The organism is Moraxella pluranimalium (genome assembly GCF_002014825.1).
Lineage (GTDB): Bacteria > Pseudomonadota > Gammaproteobacteria > Pseudomonadales > Moraxellaceae > Moraxella > Moraxella pluranimalium.
In genome coordinates this window covers 1-16593 of the sequence record NZ_MUYU01000025.1, presented here as the reverse complement: position 1 = coordinate 16593, position 16593 = coordinate 1, and the positions used below count along the sequence as shown (strand labels likewise).

The following is a 16593-nucleotide window of genomic DNA, read 5'->3' as shown; positions in this document are numbered from 1 at the left end:
GATGAACGCATTACAACAAGAAAACTACTTTTTAAAATCAGCGGTGGAGAGTGCAGAATTTAGCCTTAAGACCCTATCACAGCTATTTGCCATTATCCATAACAACACGCTAGAAAGCGATGAACTACAAGCATTGCTTTGGACGATGTGGACAAGCACCGAAAAAGCCTTGGAAGAGTTAAAAGAACATACAGGGGGCGAATTATGACCGCATACAACACCAATACCCAAACCAACACCAAGGGGGCAGTCATTGCCCCTATTTCAGCCATCACGCCTGCCATGACAGGCACACCACGCCCAACCGCCTACACGCTGACAAGCCACAAGGGCAACTATCACCGCACCTTGCCAACACTAGACCAAGCCGAGCGAATCGCCCAGATATTTGCGTATTGTGGGCTTGATGTGTGCATTACGCCCGTTATGTTTGGGGGTGTGGCATGATTGAGATTAAAGAATTACCATTACTAGACCACACGCCAACTTATCATGATGATTTGTCTTTTGCGATGCACACCGCATGGTGTGATTTATTTGTATCAGTCAATAGCGATGCCAAAGACTATCCAGCCATACAAAGTGCAGGCGTGATTTTACAGGACAATACAGGCGATAAAAACAATCTGATCATTTATCCAAATACCGACATTCAGAGCAATTTCAAACGCCCCTTTGTCATCAAAGATTATCAAGGGCAAGCAGTGGTTTTGGGTGATGTGGCGTTATGCACCAAAATCCATGCCGTAATTGGCTTTGAAAATGCCGATGCGCTATATAATGCCGTCAAAGATGACTTAGGGTGTGTGGTATGCCTGCCACGCCTGCTAGAGCATCATTTTAACGCCCTTATTACGCATTTTGGCACGCTTAACAAGCCTTTGGCGGTATATGCACCACTGACCGACAAACAACGCCTAGAGAGCCTAAAAACCGCCGTCAATGGCGTGTTATATCTGACCATTGCAGACCTGCAAACAGCATTAGCGCATGATAGCCTTGATGATGTGTGCGAACAATCCGACAAGGTGGAATTGAGCCGTATTCAGTGGCAAACGCCAAAGCCCCTACCACAAAAGACCGTCACGGCTAACCCCTATCCAATAGATGCGTTTGGTGATGATTTGGGGGCGGTGGTCAAACGGTGTGCATATTTCGCACAAGTGCCACTATCATGGGCAGGGCAAAGCGTGTTGGGTGCATTATCGACCGTTGCTCAATGCTTTATCGATGCCCCTTTGCTACTTGGTAAATACACGCCCGTAAGTCTTTGGCTATTAACACAAGGTAAAAGCGGTGCAGGTAAAACCGCCTTACAGGATTTGACCTACAACGGCATCTATCAATTTACCGAATGCGAAAACAGACGATTTGAACAACAAATTCAAGCGTATAACGAGTATCAAAGCCTACCGCCAAAGCAAAGAAAGGAATTTACAGAGCCAAAAGAGCCAATCGACCTAACGCCCATTTTCACCGATGCGACCATAGAAAAGATTTTGGATAGATATGTACATGATGGCATCAAAAACCTTTCTTTGGTTAGCGATGATGGGGGCAAGTTCTTTCACGGTCATAGCATGAAATCAGACACGGCAGGCAGTTCATTGGCAAGCCTGACTAATATTCATTCCAGTGGCAGAGTGGATAAGTCACGAGTAGGCAGTAATAAGACCGCCAATAAATTCAAACAGAAAAATAAGGCGTATCGATGCAGGCTAACCATGGATATTGCCGTACAGCCAATTATCATGCAAGGGGTAATGAGTGACAGCCTAATGACCGAACAAGGCTTTTTGGCACGGTTTTTGGTGTGTTATGAGCCGTCACTCATGGGGGCTAGACAGTGGAACACGCCCGAGCGATTGAGCCAATCGACCGATACAGACCCCTTATTAAATCGCTTTTGGCATTGGTGCTATCAGCTATTGGACACACACCAACAATTAGCCAACGGCACGCATGAAATGCCAAGCGGTGAGAGCGAACAACAAGGGGGAAACCTTAGCCCATTTACGCATCAAGCACGCATCAAACACCCATTTAAACGCATGGCAGATGGTGAATACATACCGCAACTATACAATGAATACGGCTTACCCAACCGCCAAATGATGCGATTTAAAGACCATCAAACCTTACAGAAATTTGCCGATTTTCAGCAGTCTGTAGAAACGCTTTTGGGTGATGGAAAATTACTACATGATGTTAGTTCATTTGCATCACGCATGGCAGAGAATGCAAGCCGTATCGCATCATTACTGGCGTTTTATGATGGGGAACATGAGATAACGCCAAAGTACCTTGATAATGCCTTTGCCTTGGTGTGGTATGGCATGAATGAACTACTTGGCTATGATGACACCCAAAGCGAAAGTAAAAGCGATGAGCAAATGGCGATAGACTGGCTTGTGAAAGAATGCCAAGGCGAACATACAGACCGCATGGCATATCAAACGGTACAAAGAAATATTTCACCAAAGCACCTAAGAAACGCCCAAAGCTTTGCAGGCGTGATGGAAATTTTGGAATGTTGCTATCATATCCAAATTGAATACAGGGGCAAAAGCGGTAAGGCTAGAGAAATTGTTATTAATCCCTACCTATTGGGGAAAGTAAGGGGAAAGTAAAACATAAAACCGCAAAGCCTTATATATCAAGGGCTTACAATGGGGAAAGTATCACGCTTTCCCTTTTTTTGTACTTGTCACTTTCCTACTTTCCTTTTTGGTGTTTTTGGTGGGAAAGTATGCAAACCCTTATACCATAAGGGCTAGAGCCTACCACTTTCCCACTTTCCCCACTTTCCCATAGTTTGAATAAAAAAACGATATTTTGGGGGTGATATTCTATCAAGTGGGGGGTATAGGGGTAATAAGGGATATATATAATAATATGAATATTTGTATATACAACTTGCCAACACATATATAGAGCATTGGGAAATTAGGAAACCTAATTAAAGCCCATACCAAGCCATTACAGCACGCCTGCCCCATCAAGCACCCATTACACCAACAGCACCGCCAAACGCTATTACAGCCCAAATGGTGCGTATCTAGGGGCGGTTCACGCATAGGACATAATGGTAATGGCATAGGACATAATGGCAATGATGCCACGCCTGCATGATGCCACCAATAGCATGATGACTGGCGGTGCTGGCAGTCATCAAGGCAAGTTATCCAGCCATTGCCCATTATTGGTAATGGCGGTCATTTTAACCGTCGTTATCATACCGCTGGTTACTTTTGGTGCTGGCTGGCGGTGCTGGTGTTTGTCTGCTGGCGGTGTGCTAGTGCTGGCAATTGCTGATATTAATTCCATCGGTAATCAATTTGATTACCGTTGTCATTCCACTGGTGATGATAGCTGGCGATTATCGCACCTGCCACACTTGGCAATATACAAGCAACCGCCACGCCTGCCAATTTGCCTAATGATTTCGATAAAAAACGCACCCATGCAGGGGCGGTGAAAAAGTTTGGGCGATTGGTGCAGATGACCGCACCCCCATGCAAATTTATACCACCGCAAAATTGGAAGTTTGCACGCCTGCCAATGGCATCAAAAATGGGTAAAAAATGGCGATTTTTGGGGGTGACTTTTTAATTTGTTGGTATCAGTGTTGGTATCGGTTTTTTACTACCCCTTGCCAAGCCTTTATTTGCAAGGCTTTACAAAATTAGTTTGGTTTCGTTTACGCCTACCATATCCAAAACCCCTTGAAATGATTGATTTTCAAGGGGTTTTTGTTTGTGTATCTCAAAATGATTCAAGCTTTTACCTTTATCAATCATCACCTACACCTGCTTTAGCCTGCGAAAAATCACCCTACTGTACAAAATCAGGACTAAAGCAACCAAGCCGTTTGCCAAAGCGAACGCAAGCAACACGCCCAATATATCCATGTGTGGCAACAGACAAACCCCCAGTGGAATACCGAATAAAATTAGCATTAATCTGGTTAATGGCGGATATTTGGCATAGCCAACCACCCTTAGGCGAGATATCAGAGCAATCGCAAGCCCATCCAACACCGCAATCGTGATTGCCAAGCCAACAATTACCAATTTGTCCGCAAACATTGGATAAAAATAAACCAACGTAACAATTGGACTTACCAAAAGCCCAACAATAAAACTTTTGGCAATAGATTTTAAGATAAAATAATCCCAATCAGCTGTAAGCAATTCGTGCTTTTGTGATGGATGCTTTGATAAATGTATGGATAATGCCGCCGCAAACCCAATATAAAACACAAAGACAATATTAATGATATTTAACAATATCCCAAATTCACCGACAAGTTTACTTGAATAATTAGCACTCAAATAAAATGACAATAAAGCAAAGCCACCACTAAATGCCATTCCCGTAACAAGGTCTGACCGCCCAAGTCGCATTAGGCTCAACAAAGATTTTTTGTCAAACTTAGGAATTAATACAGACGACCCAAACAGTCTTAGTAGCCAAAGTAAGATGATTATCAAACCAAGAACCCTAACTGCACTGGTTGCTATCGCAACCCCAAGCTGTTCTTGAATATCTGCAATGAATATATAATAATAATTAATCAATAAATTGACTATTGATAATATTGCCGTTAAATAAATCATCTTTTTGGATTGACCCATCGCATCCAAAACATGGCTAATAACAACATAAGTTGGTAAAGTTACTATACCCGCTACCAAAGAAAAGTAAGTGTATGTTTGGATTTGATTAAAATGGTTCACCCAATCTAACGCATAAAAGAAAACGGTGATTAGTGGCACAATCAGTACACTCATAACCAAAGCGTATGCCAAGCACCGTCTGATTGCACTTTTTTGATTCTCTGACTGATTGAAAAATATCGGCACTCCGATAGATAAAGCCAGTGTCATGACTACAAAAATTTGCACAAGATGCGTAATGAATGAATAATCAGACAACGCATCTACAGTTGACCAGTGTGCAAGCATAACTAGGTCAATCATAGGCATGGATAAAGCAATCAATTTGGTTAATCCTATCAATATTGATTGCTTAACAATGAGCGTTTGAGAATTTTTATCAAGTTCCATGACTTTTTAATCCCTGTCAATCATACAAGCTCAACATCATCACAATTAAGAGTGCCGAAACTTCAGTTCAGCATATCATTCTATCCAAATCTTACCCGGATTCATAATACCTTTTGGGTCGATGGCATGTTTGATGGCTTGCATCACCGTAAGCGCACCGCCGTGCTCATCCGCCATATATTTGCGTTTGCCCTGCCCCACGCCATGCTCGCCGGTGCAAGTCCCACCCATCTGTATCGCACGCTGCGCTAAGCGTCCGATGATGTCTTCGGCTGTTTGTTTTTCGTGTTCATCATTGACATCGACGAGCAATAGCACATGAAAATTACCATCACCCACATGACCCACAATCGGCGCAAGCATCCCTGATGCTTCGATATCCGCCTGCGTCTGCGTCACGCACTCTGCCAGTTGTGAAATCGGCACACAGGCATCAGTCGATAACGCTTTGGCATCAGGTCTCAGTGCACAGCTGGCAAAGTAGGCATTGTGCCGTGCCGTCCACAGTTTTTTGCGCTCAGCTTCATCACTATCCCAACAAAAATCATGACCGCCAAACTCTTCGATAATCTGCTCAAACAGCGCCGCCTGCTCTGCCACGCCTTGCTGTGTACCATGAAATTCAACGAACAAGGTCGCCTGCTCAGGCAAGCTTAGGCCAGAATACTGATTGCAGGCACGGATTTGCACCGCATCGAGTAGCTCAATACGAGCAATCGGCAAGCACATCTGAATGGTGGCAATCGTCGCTTGGCACGCCATGTCAATACTTGGAAAATGACACACGCCACTACCGATACACTCAGGTATGCCAAACAGTCGTACCGTCACTTCGGTAACAATCCCAAGCGTGCCTTCAGAGCCAACCATCAGACGGGTCAAATCATAGCCTGCTGATGATTTTTTGGCACGGGTGCCCGTGTGGATGATGTCGCCTGTGGGTAGCACCACTTCAAGCGACAGCGTGACATCTTTCATCGTGCCATAACGCACCGCATTCGTGCCTGATGCCCGAGTCGCTACCATACCGCCGATGGTCGCATTCGCTCCAGGGTCTAGCGGGAAAAATAGCCCTGTGGCACGCAGATATTGATTGAGCGATTCACGAGTCACGCCTGCTTGCACCGTTGCGGTCAAATCCTCTTCATTGACTGCCACCACTTGGTTCATCTGCGACATATCGATACACAGCCCGCCCATCGGTGCATTGACATGACCCTCAAGCGATGAGCCAATCCCAAAGGCAATCACAGGCATCGCATACTCATGACAAATCTTCACCGCATCGGCGACATCATATTTATCCTGCGCCATCAAGACAGCATCGGCAGGCTGATTGTCAAGCCAAGTCGTCGTGTGCGCGTGCTGCTGTCTGGTTGTTAGATTGGTGGATAACTGCTTGCCAAATCGTGCACTCAGCGTATCGATGGCATCGGCAAATCGTGTGGTTTGACTCATCATAATTCCTAATTTTTGATTGCAATTGGGGTATCAACACTTGCCAACATCGGCAAAAATGAAAAACTATATCATTTATTGTAGCACAAATTGTTATGCAATTTATCAATAAAACACCCAAACACGCCCACACCAAACCCCATTTCACCGCCTGCCACTTACTACCTGTCATAGCAAGATGTTTCACCGCTTGATTATCCTTGATTGTGAAACATCCAAAATTTTTTCTGGCTATTTTATAAATAATCAATATCATAAAATTAATCAAAAAATCCATCCAAAAGTTATCCATAGTGTCAAAGCCTTGTCCCACAAAGGCTCATTCACTTTTCCCCAAAAATTGTGGATAACTTTTAAAATTTGGCACAAATCTTAGGTGCAACCCTATAGTTTGTCATGGTTCTGTCGTAATTGGTTAAAATTTAACCAATTTTCTGATTTAAAATTAAGTTGTTAATTATCATATAGTTATAAAATATTTTGTACTGACAGCGTCAAGATATTGACAAATTTTGGCTGATATTATTCATCGATAGTGCAGGCTTATCGTTTCACAATTTTTCCACAGATTTTGTGGATAAGACTGTGGATAACTTATCAAATCTTGTGTGTCATTAGCCAATTTTACCATTTATAGCCATCATTACATTATTTTGATGGCACGACAGCACAAAGCAAAATTGACCGCCAAACGCACTTACGCAAAAATCACAACCGCTTTGGCTTTTTATGCTATAATTAGCCAATCTTTAGTTTGGCAAGTATTGCCTAGAATATCAAGGAATCCACTGTGGACGAAAATAAAGAAAAAGCACTCAAAGCTGCCCTAGCGCAGATTGAGAAGCAATTTGGCAAAAACACCATCATGCACCTAGGCGACGAGTCCGCCAAGCTTGATGTTGATGTGGTCTCAACAGGCTCACTAGGCTTGGACATTGCACTCGGCATCGGCGGTCTGCCAAAGGGTCGTATCATCGAAATCTTCGGCCCTGAAAGCTCGGGTAAAACCACCCTAACGCTTCAGACCATCGCCGAATGCCAAAAACAAGGCGGCACTTGTGCATTCATCGATGCCGAGCACGCACTTGACCCGATTTACGCCAAAAAATTGGGCGTGGACATCGATGCGCTACTGGTCTCACAGCCTGACAACGGTGAACAAGCACTCGAAATCGCTGATATGCTGGTGCGCTCAGGGGCGATTGACATGATTGTCGTGGACTCGGTCGCTGCCCTCACCCCAAAAGCCGAAATCGAAGGCGAAATGGGCGACAGCCACATGGGTCTGCAAGCGCGCCTGATGAGCCAAGCGCTGCGTAAAATCACCGGTAATGCCAAGCGTTCAAACTGTATGGTGATTTTTATTAACCAAATCCGTATGAAAATCGGTGTCATGTTCGGCTCGCCTGAAACCACCACTGGCGGTAATGCGCTCAAATTCTACGCATCGGTACGCCTAGACATCCGCCGTATCGGCAGTGTCAAAGAAGGCGAAGAAATCGTCGGCTCAGACACCCGTGTCAAAGTCATCAAAAACAAGATGGCGCCACCGTTTCGCCAAACCGAGTTCCAAATCATGTACGGCGAAGGCATCAACCGCCTAGGCGAAGTGATTGATTTGGGCGTGGACATCGGCGCTGTCGGCAAATCAGGCGCTTGGTACAGCTATGGCGACGGCAAAATCGGTCAAGGCAAAGCCAATACGGTCAAATATCTACAAGAAAATCCTGCCATCGCCGCCGAAATCGAAACCAAAATCCGTGAAGCCAAGCTTGCTACCAAGCCTGCCGCATCAGCGGATGAGCCTGATGAAGTGCCTGAATATGTCGAAGGCATGGAAGATGGCGATGCCTTTTAATCAAGGCTTGTCATTGCTATACAAAACCCTATGACAATCAAGACCTTATCCGAAATCTTGGCAGAGATGGGCGAGTCGCCTGTTTCTGCCGAGTCGTATCAGCCGACCGTGCTTGATGCGTCCAATTTTTATGCCTTGACCACCACCGAACCCGCCTTTAAGCAAAAACAGGCCCTGCGTCCAAAAAAACCTACTTCAACCAAACGCACGCCAAAAAAGACCGACAGCAAACAGCCAACACAATCTACACCCAAACAAACGCTTGAGCGTGATGAACTTGGTAGCCGTGCACAGCCCAAGCCACGCACAGTATCGAATGAGCAAAGCTTAACCAATAACACAAAGCAAGCCCAAACCACCCATAAGGCTCGCCAAACTCGCAACCGTCATCACAATCAATCCCATGACGACACACCCAAAATCAAAGCCCTGCTTGATGATGCCAAGCTTGGTCAGACCAATGCCGTCATCAGCGATAAGCTAGCCGCCGCTCTTGCTGATGTCGCCATCGAGCCACTGGCTATCACTGACCGAGCTACTAACTATATGCGCTGGCTGGCGTTTTATTATCTATCGCACCGTGAGCTGTCTCGCCATGAACTGCGCCAAAAGCTACTCGCCAAAGACTGCGACCCCACAGCCGTCGATGCGCTCATCGAAGAGTTCGCCAACAAAGGCTATCAGTCCGATGAACGCTGTGCTTATATGCTGATTCGTGAAAATATCCGCAAAGGTCGTGGCAAACAGCACATCCGCCAAGCCTTCAAAGACGCTCGCATCACCCTTGCCGAATCACTCGACACACTCATCACCCAAGCCGACCTTGCCAGTCTCACCGATGGCACAGTGCTGGCTGATACTGGTGATGAAGTGGATTGGCTTAGACTTGCCGTCGAAGCACGCATCCGCAAATATGGCAACAACATCCCCACCGACCCCAAAGAAAAAGCCCGCCAACTGCGATTTTTGCAATATCGGGGTTTTGAAATGGGTATCTGCCTAGATGCACTCAAGCACACGCCCGACACGCTTGATGAGCTAGGTTAAGCACGATTGCGTTTAATGATGTATTTATCAGGTTGGCTTATACAGATTTGTGCTGATGGTTTCACACAGCTGTCATCTATCGATGTGAAACATTGTGCGATAATAGCAAGATTATGCCATCAGTTTAATTAATATAATTAATTATACAATGATATAATACTTATCAAAATTATTATCCACTATCGCCAAGCCTTGTCCCATAAAGGCTTGTTCACTTTTCCCCAAAAAATTGTGGATAACTTTTAAAAATTGGCGTAAATCTTAGGTGTAATCCCTTAATCTGTCATGGTTCTGTCGTAATTGGTTAAAATTTAACCAATTTTCTGATATCAAATTAAATTGTTAATTATCAAATAGTTATAAAATATTTTGTACTGACATCGTCAAGATATTGACAAATTTTGGCAGTTATAATCCAAAAATTCGCCCTTGTCTGCGTTTCACAATTTTTCCACAGATTTTGTGGATAAGACTGTGGATAACTTGTTATTTGGCGATATGGATACACAAAGCTAGGTCGATATACCAGCCATCATTGTTGATGTTGAGTATGGCTAGCGGTACGGGTCAATTCGCTAATAATGTTGCTTAATCGTCATCATATCACACGCTCATTATCACACGCTCAAGCATCTGATAAAGCGGATTATCAAAACCCCAAATACGCCCAATTTTACGCAAAGTTATCGCCAAAGTAGCAAATTTTCACACATAGCATCATTAAGCAAAACTTGCGAGAAATGCATCAACATCACTCACATCATTACCACAAATTGCGATGGCTGCCGTTACACACGCCATCGGGATTTGGCTTATACTATTGTCATTGTGATTTATCACCTGTTTAAACACCTATTATTTGGGAGTGTCCTATGAAAAAATTACTCATCGCATCTGCCGCTATCGCTGTCGCCATCACAGGCTGTGCCAGCAACCAAACCAAACCTGCGCACGAAGAAGGTCGCATGATGCAAGGCAAACATGAAGGTCGTGATGGTAAGCACGAAGGTCGTCACGGCGAGCATGGTAAACATGACAAACACGACAAACACGAAAAACACGGCAAGCACGAAGGTCGTGATGGCAAAGGCAAGCGCGACAAAAACAACCTAGTCGCCAACTACACCTGTACTGATGGTGCAACCATCACCGCCAAATACAATCCAAAAGACGACAATGCTCTATTGACCGTCAATGCACCGACTTGGAAACTGACCAATCAAGACATTACCCTGACATCAGCGGTATCAGGCTCAGGTATGCGCTTTGTGAACGAAACCAACCCACAAAGCCTATATGAATGGCACAGCAACGGTCGTGATGGCATCCTAACTGTCACCGTCAATGGCAAAGAGCACAGCCTAACTTGTACTGGCAAACCCGCCGATATGACACCACCACAAGCGCCACAAAGCGTTGGCACTCAAGCATCATAATCTGCCAAGTCCACACACTCTAAAGGTGTACCCATCGGTATGCCTTTATTTTTTGCCACTTGATGGATACACAATGCAAAGCACTGTAACCAAAAGCCACTAGCGCCCTGTATGCTTGCAGGTTTATAATGAATCATCTTTGGCTTTTGTGAGCATTGTCATGAAACGACTTAGCATCGTCTCGGGTATCATCTTGGTCGCCCCACTCGTTCTTAGCGCCTGCGCCACCACAGGCAACCATACAGCCAAACCCGGTATCAACTGCCAAGCACCAAACTGGCAAGCGCTCGGCGAACAAGATGGCAAAGCCGGTCGCTACGCCTATGAAATCTCTCACTATCAAATGGGAAGCTGGTCGCCAAGCAGGACTAAAAAGCTACTGCACCAAGGCACACGCCTATGAGCTTGGTCAGCGTGGCTATTCGATGAATCAAGTTTGCCCAGAAGAAGGACTGCTCGAGATTCAACAGTCGCACGCTCTAGGCTATCAGCAATACTACCAAAGAAGCCGTCTAAATCAAGACTGGATATATCCTTATTCCTTTGGTTGGTATGGTCCATTTGGTCCTTATCGTTCGCCGTATTGGTGGTAAAATTTGGTTAAAATGTTTCATTTCGTAAATGATTGTACAATTTTGTGATTTTGACTTACGCTTTATGAAATAAAATGCTATAATTTAAAATATATCAGCTTGATATAGACTGTATTTTATCGTACTTAAATTTTAGGATTTTATTATGAAACTTAGCAAAGTTATCCTAGCCGCTGCTGTACTAGCAACTTCAGCCACTGCAATGGCAAACGAAAAAGCCGGTGCTTACAATGCACCAGTAGTTCAACATGTTGAAACTACTTTCCAATGTGAAGACGGCAAAACTGTTACTACTCAACGCGCACCATACCAAGATATGCGTGTGACTGTTGATGGTCAAACTGAAATCCTAGAGCGTAACAAGCGCACTTCATGGCACCTATGGGGTCACAACCCAGCAAACAACTACCTAAAAGCAACTTATAGCAATGCTAACGGTTTCGGCTGGAGCGACAATGGCGAAGTTGGTACACTACACTTCCCACAAGAAGGTGTAAAAAACGCACGCACTACTTGCCAAGTTGTACGCTAATCCGTACTACTGACCATAAAAAATCTCATCAGTTTTTGCTGATGAGATTTTTTTGGTGCTTCATCCACAATGAGAGAAATCACACAACCCAAATAACAATAGATTAAAACGATCTATCAATACTGACAAAAAATTCTCCACCGCTTCTAGAATACAAATCCGGAATATTGCTGTCGATTTTATGATATTGATAATTCAACTTCGGCAACCATCCCTTATAGGCAATCTTGTTGTGCCACAAAGTAGTGGTATATCTCTGCTCCTCATCACGACGAATCACATCAAATAAATAATGCTCATGATCAAATCGGCGCACTGCATAGCGAGCATTCAATCTCACGCCTATTGCACCATCTGTCCATGTACCGCCAATCATCACACCTTGCTTGGTTGAATTTTCAACATTATCCGCCACACGATCTTGGCTCAGCTCAACCCCACCCATGAGCATTAGCTTCGGAGATTTGAACCACATTAAATGTGCCGATTCTGCATTCAGATAACCATTATATCGCTTTGCTATCCCATCCTCTTCATAGCGTTTTTGGTAATGCTGAGCATTTAGACTAAGACGCATCTTAGGCGTCAATGATTGCTGATAGCGAGCTGATAACCCATACTGCAAATTATATGGATTGCCACCCAATAGATTATACGAAATCATCGGAGTTAGCTGAAACTGACGCTGAAAATCCTGATATAAATAACCTGACTCGATCGTACCTGTAGTCTCACTAAATTCCCGATTATCCCAATAATGCACACCACTGACATCAACATCATTATACCAATAGTGATTGCCTGTGATGTTATAGACTTTGTTCGCACCAGTATTGTAGCGCACACCATTTGCTGATTGCGGCAAAGAATCTTCCGTCCGTTGCATCAGCCAATCACCCACTTTGACCGTTGGTGAGCTGGATGCGTTATTGACATTGTCTGTTTGCTCATATTGCGCACTGTAGCGAAAGTCAACCTTGCTCGCCTGGTCAATATTCTTCAGATACTGATCGACAATAGCTTGGATTGGTGCTGGTAGCTTCGGTCGCACCGCTTCAAAAGCCTGCTGCGACTGGCGATACTGTTTGTTCTCATACAGCATAATCGCATAGTCAAATTTTGGATAAATCAATTCGGTATCTTGCGCCAATAGCTGTTCAAACTTTGAGATTGCCGCCTTATACTTACCTTGACTGCGAAGCATTGCACCTTGGGCATAATTATCAAAACCGACATTATAAACTTCAGACTGTCGATACTCTATCAACAGACTCTCAAGCAATGCCCACTCCTTGGCGACCAAAGCCTGATTGATGCGCGCCACCAAATCATCGGACTGTCCAATCTCAACCTGTGGCTCGATGACCTCAACAGTCGGTGCCTGAATATCCATCTGTAGATTGCGTTCAAACTTCACAGGCTCAGGCGTCAAAACAGTCGCCTCGATATCAGCCTGAGTGATACCATCAACAGCCTGCGCCGTAATCGATACCAATGATAATACAGTAAGTACTGTCAAACGATGATACATAATACACTCTCTAGTTTGTTCCAAATAAAAAGTTACCCAATGACTTGGGTAACTTTTATCACGCACCATGGATTATTTTTGGATAGTACCACGAGTACCAACCACACCAATCTCCACTTGATCTTTGCGATCGGTTTGAGTGCCGTTTGTGATTAATGCGAATGGCGCATTGATGGTGACACGACCTGCCAACTCTTCGGCTTGCGGGCCAAATAGACCAACAATGTAGCGACCATCTGTTTTATACTCCCCAGTATAGCCAGAGCTTGCTACATTGACGGAGCCTTGCACACCATAAGTGGTTACATTATCAATTTTCAGCTTCTTAAGAACACCCTCATTAAGCATAACCTTGTATGTATTGTAGCTAGACTTAGCATCTTTCGGGGCTAGATAGCCTCCAATCTCCATTTGTCCACTGCCTGTTTTGCCTGCAAAATCGACAGTATAACTGAAGCTATAGGCATCAATGCGATCATTATCTTGTTTATAAGTCAGCCCATTAGATGTTGTAGCACTACGCAAATCCGCCAAATAATGAACATCATTTGCTGGTTTATAAACTGCCTTACCTTCAGTGGGTAGTGACGCATCAGTCACTGCATAGCCAGCAATCTCGTCAATGCGAAAATAAACTCTATCAGTCGGATCAATGATAGTTTTCCCATCAACCGAAACATTATTCAGCATATTTCCATAGACAATCGAGTAAGGCTGAACCAAAACAATCTCAGAACCAATGCGAGTTTGCGCAACTTCCTTACCATCAATCACAACAACACCATTGGCATTATTAATATCAGTGCGCTTTGTGAAATATCCACCGTAGACTCCATCCGGTCGTTTGTACTCTACCTTAGCACCAGACTGTTTTGAAGTTGAATCAATAGCATTGACTTTATTAAATACCTTTTGCCCATCCACATAAGGGATGCGTAGCGCACGATCACGGTCAGCCTTAGCTTCGATTTCTGTTTTTAAATTTTGTTCAGCAACTACATTGGACAGAGCGACATTTTTTACTGCGTAGGCTTTTGCCTCGGCATCACTAAAGCCAACTTTTTGTGCTTTTTCGATTAGAGGTTTCATTTTAGCTTCTAGAGCAGCGGCTTCAGCAGCTTTTCTTGCCGCTTCTTCAGCGGCTTTTTTGGCAGCTTCTTCGGCAGCCTTCTTAGCAGCAGCTTCAGCAGCGGCTTTTTCGGCGGCTAGTTTCTTGGCAGCTTCTTCAGCGGCTTTTTTGGCAGCGGCTTCGGCAGCGGCTTTTTTGGCTGCTTCTTCAGCGGCTTTCTTTGCAGCAGCTTCAGCTGCAGCTTTCTTAGCGGCGGCTTCAGCAGCAGCTTTTTCGGCAGCTAGTTTCTTGGCAGCTTCAGCAGCAGCTTTTTGTTCAGCTGATACAACTGGTGTAGATTGCGGCGTAGATGAACTGCCACCACCTGAGCTACAAGCAGCTAGACTTGCTGACAATGCAAGCAGTGCAGCCGCATTCAATTTATTTTTCATTTGGCACTCCTTATCAATGAACCAATGTAACAATCTAAATCAAGATGTACTCAAAATGAGTACAGAAATCTTATAGCAATATAATGCAACCAATGAAGTTTGTCTAGAAAAAATTCATAAATATTTAATCAACTGATTATTTTTTGTACAATTTTATATTTTTGGCACTTCTTGCAGATAGGCTCTAATCTCGCTCTCGACTTTTTCCTGCCACCCTTCAGGGCTGACAATCTTCAGATGTGGTATCCAGTAGCGCACAAGTGGCAAAATCTGCTTGGCGCTCACCACATGGCTTGATAGTAGTAGCCCGCCATCATCAAGCTCTTTGATGAGCTGCTGCTCGGGCAGTAGCTGTCGCTGCACAAAGTGCGACGCCACATCGGCACTTACTTTGAGCACCACCTCCACCTTGTCCTGACCGTACCAGATACTCTCATCCTGGTTGATGCGATCAACGATAGCCTTATCCATGGCAAAGCTTGGCATATCATCAAAGCGAAACACACTGATGCGGCTCATACGATATGCCTTGAGCTCACCATCCTGCACACCTGCCAAATACCAGCAGCCACGATGATGAATGATCTTATAAGGCGCAACCAAGCGGGATTTATCTTTATAAATGAACGCCACCATCCGACAGGATTTGATGGCGGATTTGAGCTGACTCATCATCGGCTCAAATTGCTTTGCATCTTCAAAGGTGTAACCCTTGACCGAATACACTTGGCTAGCACGATGATCCAAAATCTCACGCAAAAATGCCGTATCAAGATTGGGATATAGTCCTGAGATACCTGAGATTTGGGCAAAGGTGCGGATGTCTTTATAACTAAGCTGTCCTAGATAGCTTGGCTCAAGCTTATAGCCTTGGGCGGTTTTTTGGAGTGGTAAAAATCCCAAGCGATCTTCGATATCTCGAAGCATGGTACGGCGACTGACCTGATATTTTTCGGTCAACTCAGTGATATTGAGCGTCTCACCAGTATTGAGCATGGTGATCATGTCGGATAGCCGATACGCCAGTTTTTCGTGTGGAGAATCACTCATACAAGAATATTCCTTGTCATGTCATTAATCATACTGGCAAACCCAGCGCCACCCCTATCATAGCACAGCAGACAGCACCTGACCGACTGATATGGGACTTAGCGATGATCGGCATTATTTAGGCAGATTGTACTCAATTTGGGTAATTCGGTCAAGTTGCTGTAAATAGACATATGACCAAAAGTATCTACAGCCCCGAAATGATCGCCGTACGCACTTGGCTACGCAGTGAACGCCTACGCCTAGGTCTCACCATGCGTGAGCTTGCCCACAGGCTTGATCGCCCCCACTCATTCGTCCAGCGCATCGAAGAAGGTGATCGTCGCCTTGATGTGGTGGAGTTTGTGTGGTATTGCCAAGCCTTAGGGCTAAACCCACAAGACGGTATCGACTTGATTCATCAAGCACAATCCCTGTCTTAGGTCGCTAGTTTAACAAAGCGATTTGACAGGTGGTGTCACGCCATCACTTTTTTATAGCCATAGAAAAACCCTGCCATCTTGAACCGCACCCCAAAAG

General features: G+C 44.6%; 16 protein-coding genes. 11 read left to right on the top strand and 5 right to left on the bottom strand.

The features are described from left to right. Position 1 precedes the first annotated feature (1 nt). The 4 genes from B0680_RS08925 to B0680_RS08910 all read left to right on the top strand — a co-directional run bounded on the left by B0680_RS08925 (position 2) and on the right by B0680_RS08910 (position 3478). A complete protein-coding gene (locus tag B0680_RS08925) occupies positions 2-208 on the top strand; it encodes a hypothetical protein (protein ID WP_078254750.1) in 207 nt (68 codons plus the stop codon). Beyond that, positions 205-447 carry a hypothetical protein gene (locus B0680_RS08920; RefSeq protein ID WP_078254749.1) on the top strand — a complete coding sequence of 81 codons (243 nt, stop codon included), beginning with the start codon at positions 205-207 and terminating at the stop codon, positions 445-447. Before B0680_RS08925 ends, B0680_RS08920 begins: the two co-directional genes overlap by 4 nt. Further along, positions 444-2630: a DUF3987 domain-containing protein gene (locus B0680_RS08915; protein WP_078254748.1), complete on the top strand. Its 2187-nt coding sequence runs from the start codon at positions 444-446 to the stop codon at positions 2628-2630. Before B0680_RS08920 ends, B0680_RS08915 begins: the two co-directional genes overlap by 4 nt. A gap of 476 nt (positions 2631-3106) precedes the next feature. Then, positions 3107-3478: a hypothetical protein gene (locus tag B0680_RS08910; protein WP_078254747.1), complete on the top strand. Its 372-nt coding sequence runs from the start codon at positions 3107-3109 to the stop codon at positions 3476-3478. Between the two features lie 325 nt (positions 3479-3803). Here B0680_RS08910 and B0680_RS08905 read toward each other — a convergent pair whose 3' ends face one another. Both B0680_RS08905 and B0680_RS08900 read right to left on the bottom strand, forming a co-directional pair. Then, positions 3804-5069 (bottom strand): MATE family efflux transporter, encoded by a 1266-nt coding sequence (locus tag B0680_RS08905; protein WP_078254746.1) that lies wholly within the window; start codon positions 5067-5069, stop codon positions 3804-3806. Between the two features lie 75 nt (positions 5070-5144). Further along, a complete protein-coding gene (locus tag B0680_RS08900) occupies positions 5145-6527 on the bottom strand; it encodes an FAD-binding oxidoreductase (RefSeq protein ID WP_078254745.1) in 1383 nt (460 codons plus the stop codon). Between the two features lie 790 nt (positions 6528-7317). Between B0680_RS08900 and recA the strand changes: the two genes are divergently transcribed. The 6 genes from recA (at position 7318) to B0680_RS08875 (ending at position 11993) form a co-directional block, all read left to right on the top strand. Beyond that, entirely contained in the window at positions 7318-8385 is a 1068-nt protein-coding gene (gene recA / locus B0680_RS08895) for a recombinase RecA (RefSeq protein ID WP_078254744.1), read from the top strand. Positions 8386-8415: 30 nt separating this feature from the next. Beyond that, entirely contained in the window at positions 8416-9432 is a 1017-nt protein-coding gene (locus B0680_RS08890; protein WP_228143787.1) for a regulatory protein RecX, read from the top strand. A gap of 872 nt (positions 9433-10304) precedes the next feature. Further along, positions 10305-10868: an MliC family protein gene (locus B0680_RS08885; protein ID WP_078254743.1), complete on the top strand. Its 564-nt coding sequence runs from the start codon at positions 10305-10307 to the stop codon at positions 10866-10868. Between the two features lie 160 nt (positions 10869-11028). Further along, a complete protein-coding gene (locus B0680_RS10840) occupies positions 11029-11271 on the top strand; it encodes a hypothetical protein (protein ID WP_158078319.1) in 243 nt (80 codons plus the stop codon). Continuing rightward, positions 11168-11461: a DUF2799 domain-containing protein gene (locus B0680_RS08880; RefSeq protein ID WP_078254742.1), complete on the top strand. Its 294-nt coding sequence runs from the start codon at positions 11168-11170 to the stop codon at positions 11459-11461. The genes B0680_RS10840 and B0680_RS08880 overlap by 104 nt, the downstream gene beginning before the upstream one ends. 145 nt (positions 11462-11606) lie before the next feature. Further along, on the top strand, positions 11607-11993 hold the full coding sequence (locus B0680_RS08875; RefSeq protein ID WP_078254741.1) for a hypothetical protein: 387 nt from the start codon (positions 11607-11609) through the stop codon (positions 11991-11993). A gap of 103 nt (positions 11994-12096) precedes the next feature. Here B0680_RS08875 and B0680_RS08870 read toward each other — a convergent pair whose 3' ends face one another. The 3 genes from B0680_RS08870 to B0680_RS08860 all read right to left on the bottom strand — a co-directional run bounded on the left by B0680_RS08870 (position 12097) and on the right by B0680_RS08860 (position 16074). Continuing rightward, entirely contained in the window at positions 12097-13524 is a 1428-nt protein-coding gene (locus B0680_RS08870) for a porin family protein (RefSeq protein ID WP_158078318.1), read from the bottom strand. 72 nt (positions 13525-13596) lie between these two features. Next, positions 13597-15024, bottom strand: coding sequence for a factor H binding protein domain-containing protein (locus B0680_RS10920; RefSeq protein ID WP_078254739.1), 1428 nt, complete (start codon positions 15022-15024; stop codon positions 13597-13599). A 153-nt stretch (positions 15025-15177) separates the two neighbouring features. Then, entirely contained in the window at positions 15178-16074 is an 897-nt protein-coding gene (locus B0680_RS08860; RefSeq protein ID WP_078254738.1) for a helix-turn-helix transcriptional regulator, read from the bottom strand. Positions 16075-16247: 173 nt separating this feature from the next. On the opposite strand from B0680_RS08860, the gene B0680_RS08855 reads away from it, so the two are divergent. Then, on the top strand, positions 16248-16496 hold the full coding sequence (locus tag B0680_RS08855; protein WP_078254737.1) for a helix-turn-helix domain-containing protein: 249 nt from the start codon (positions 16248-16250) through the stop codon (positions 16494-16496). Positions 16497-16593: the final 97 nt, after the last annotated feature.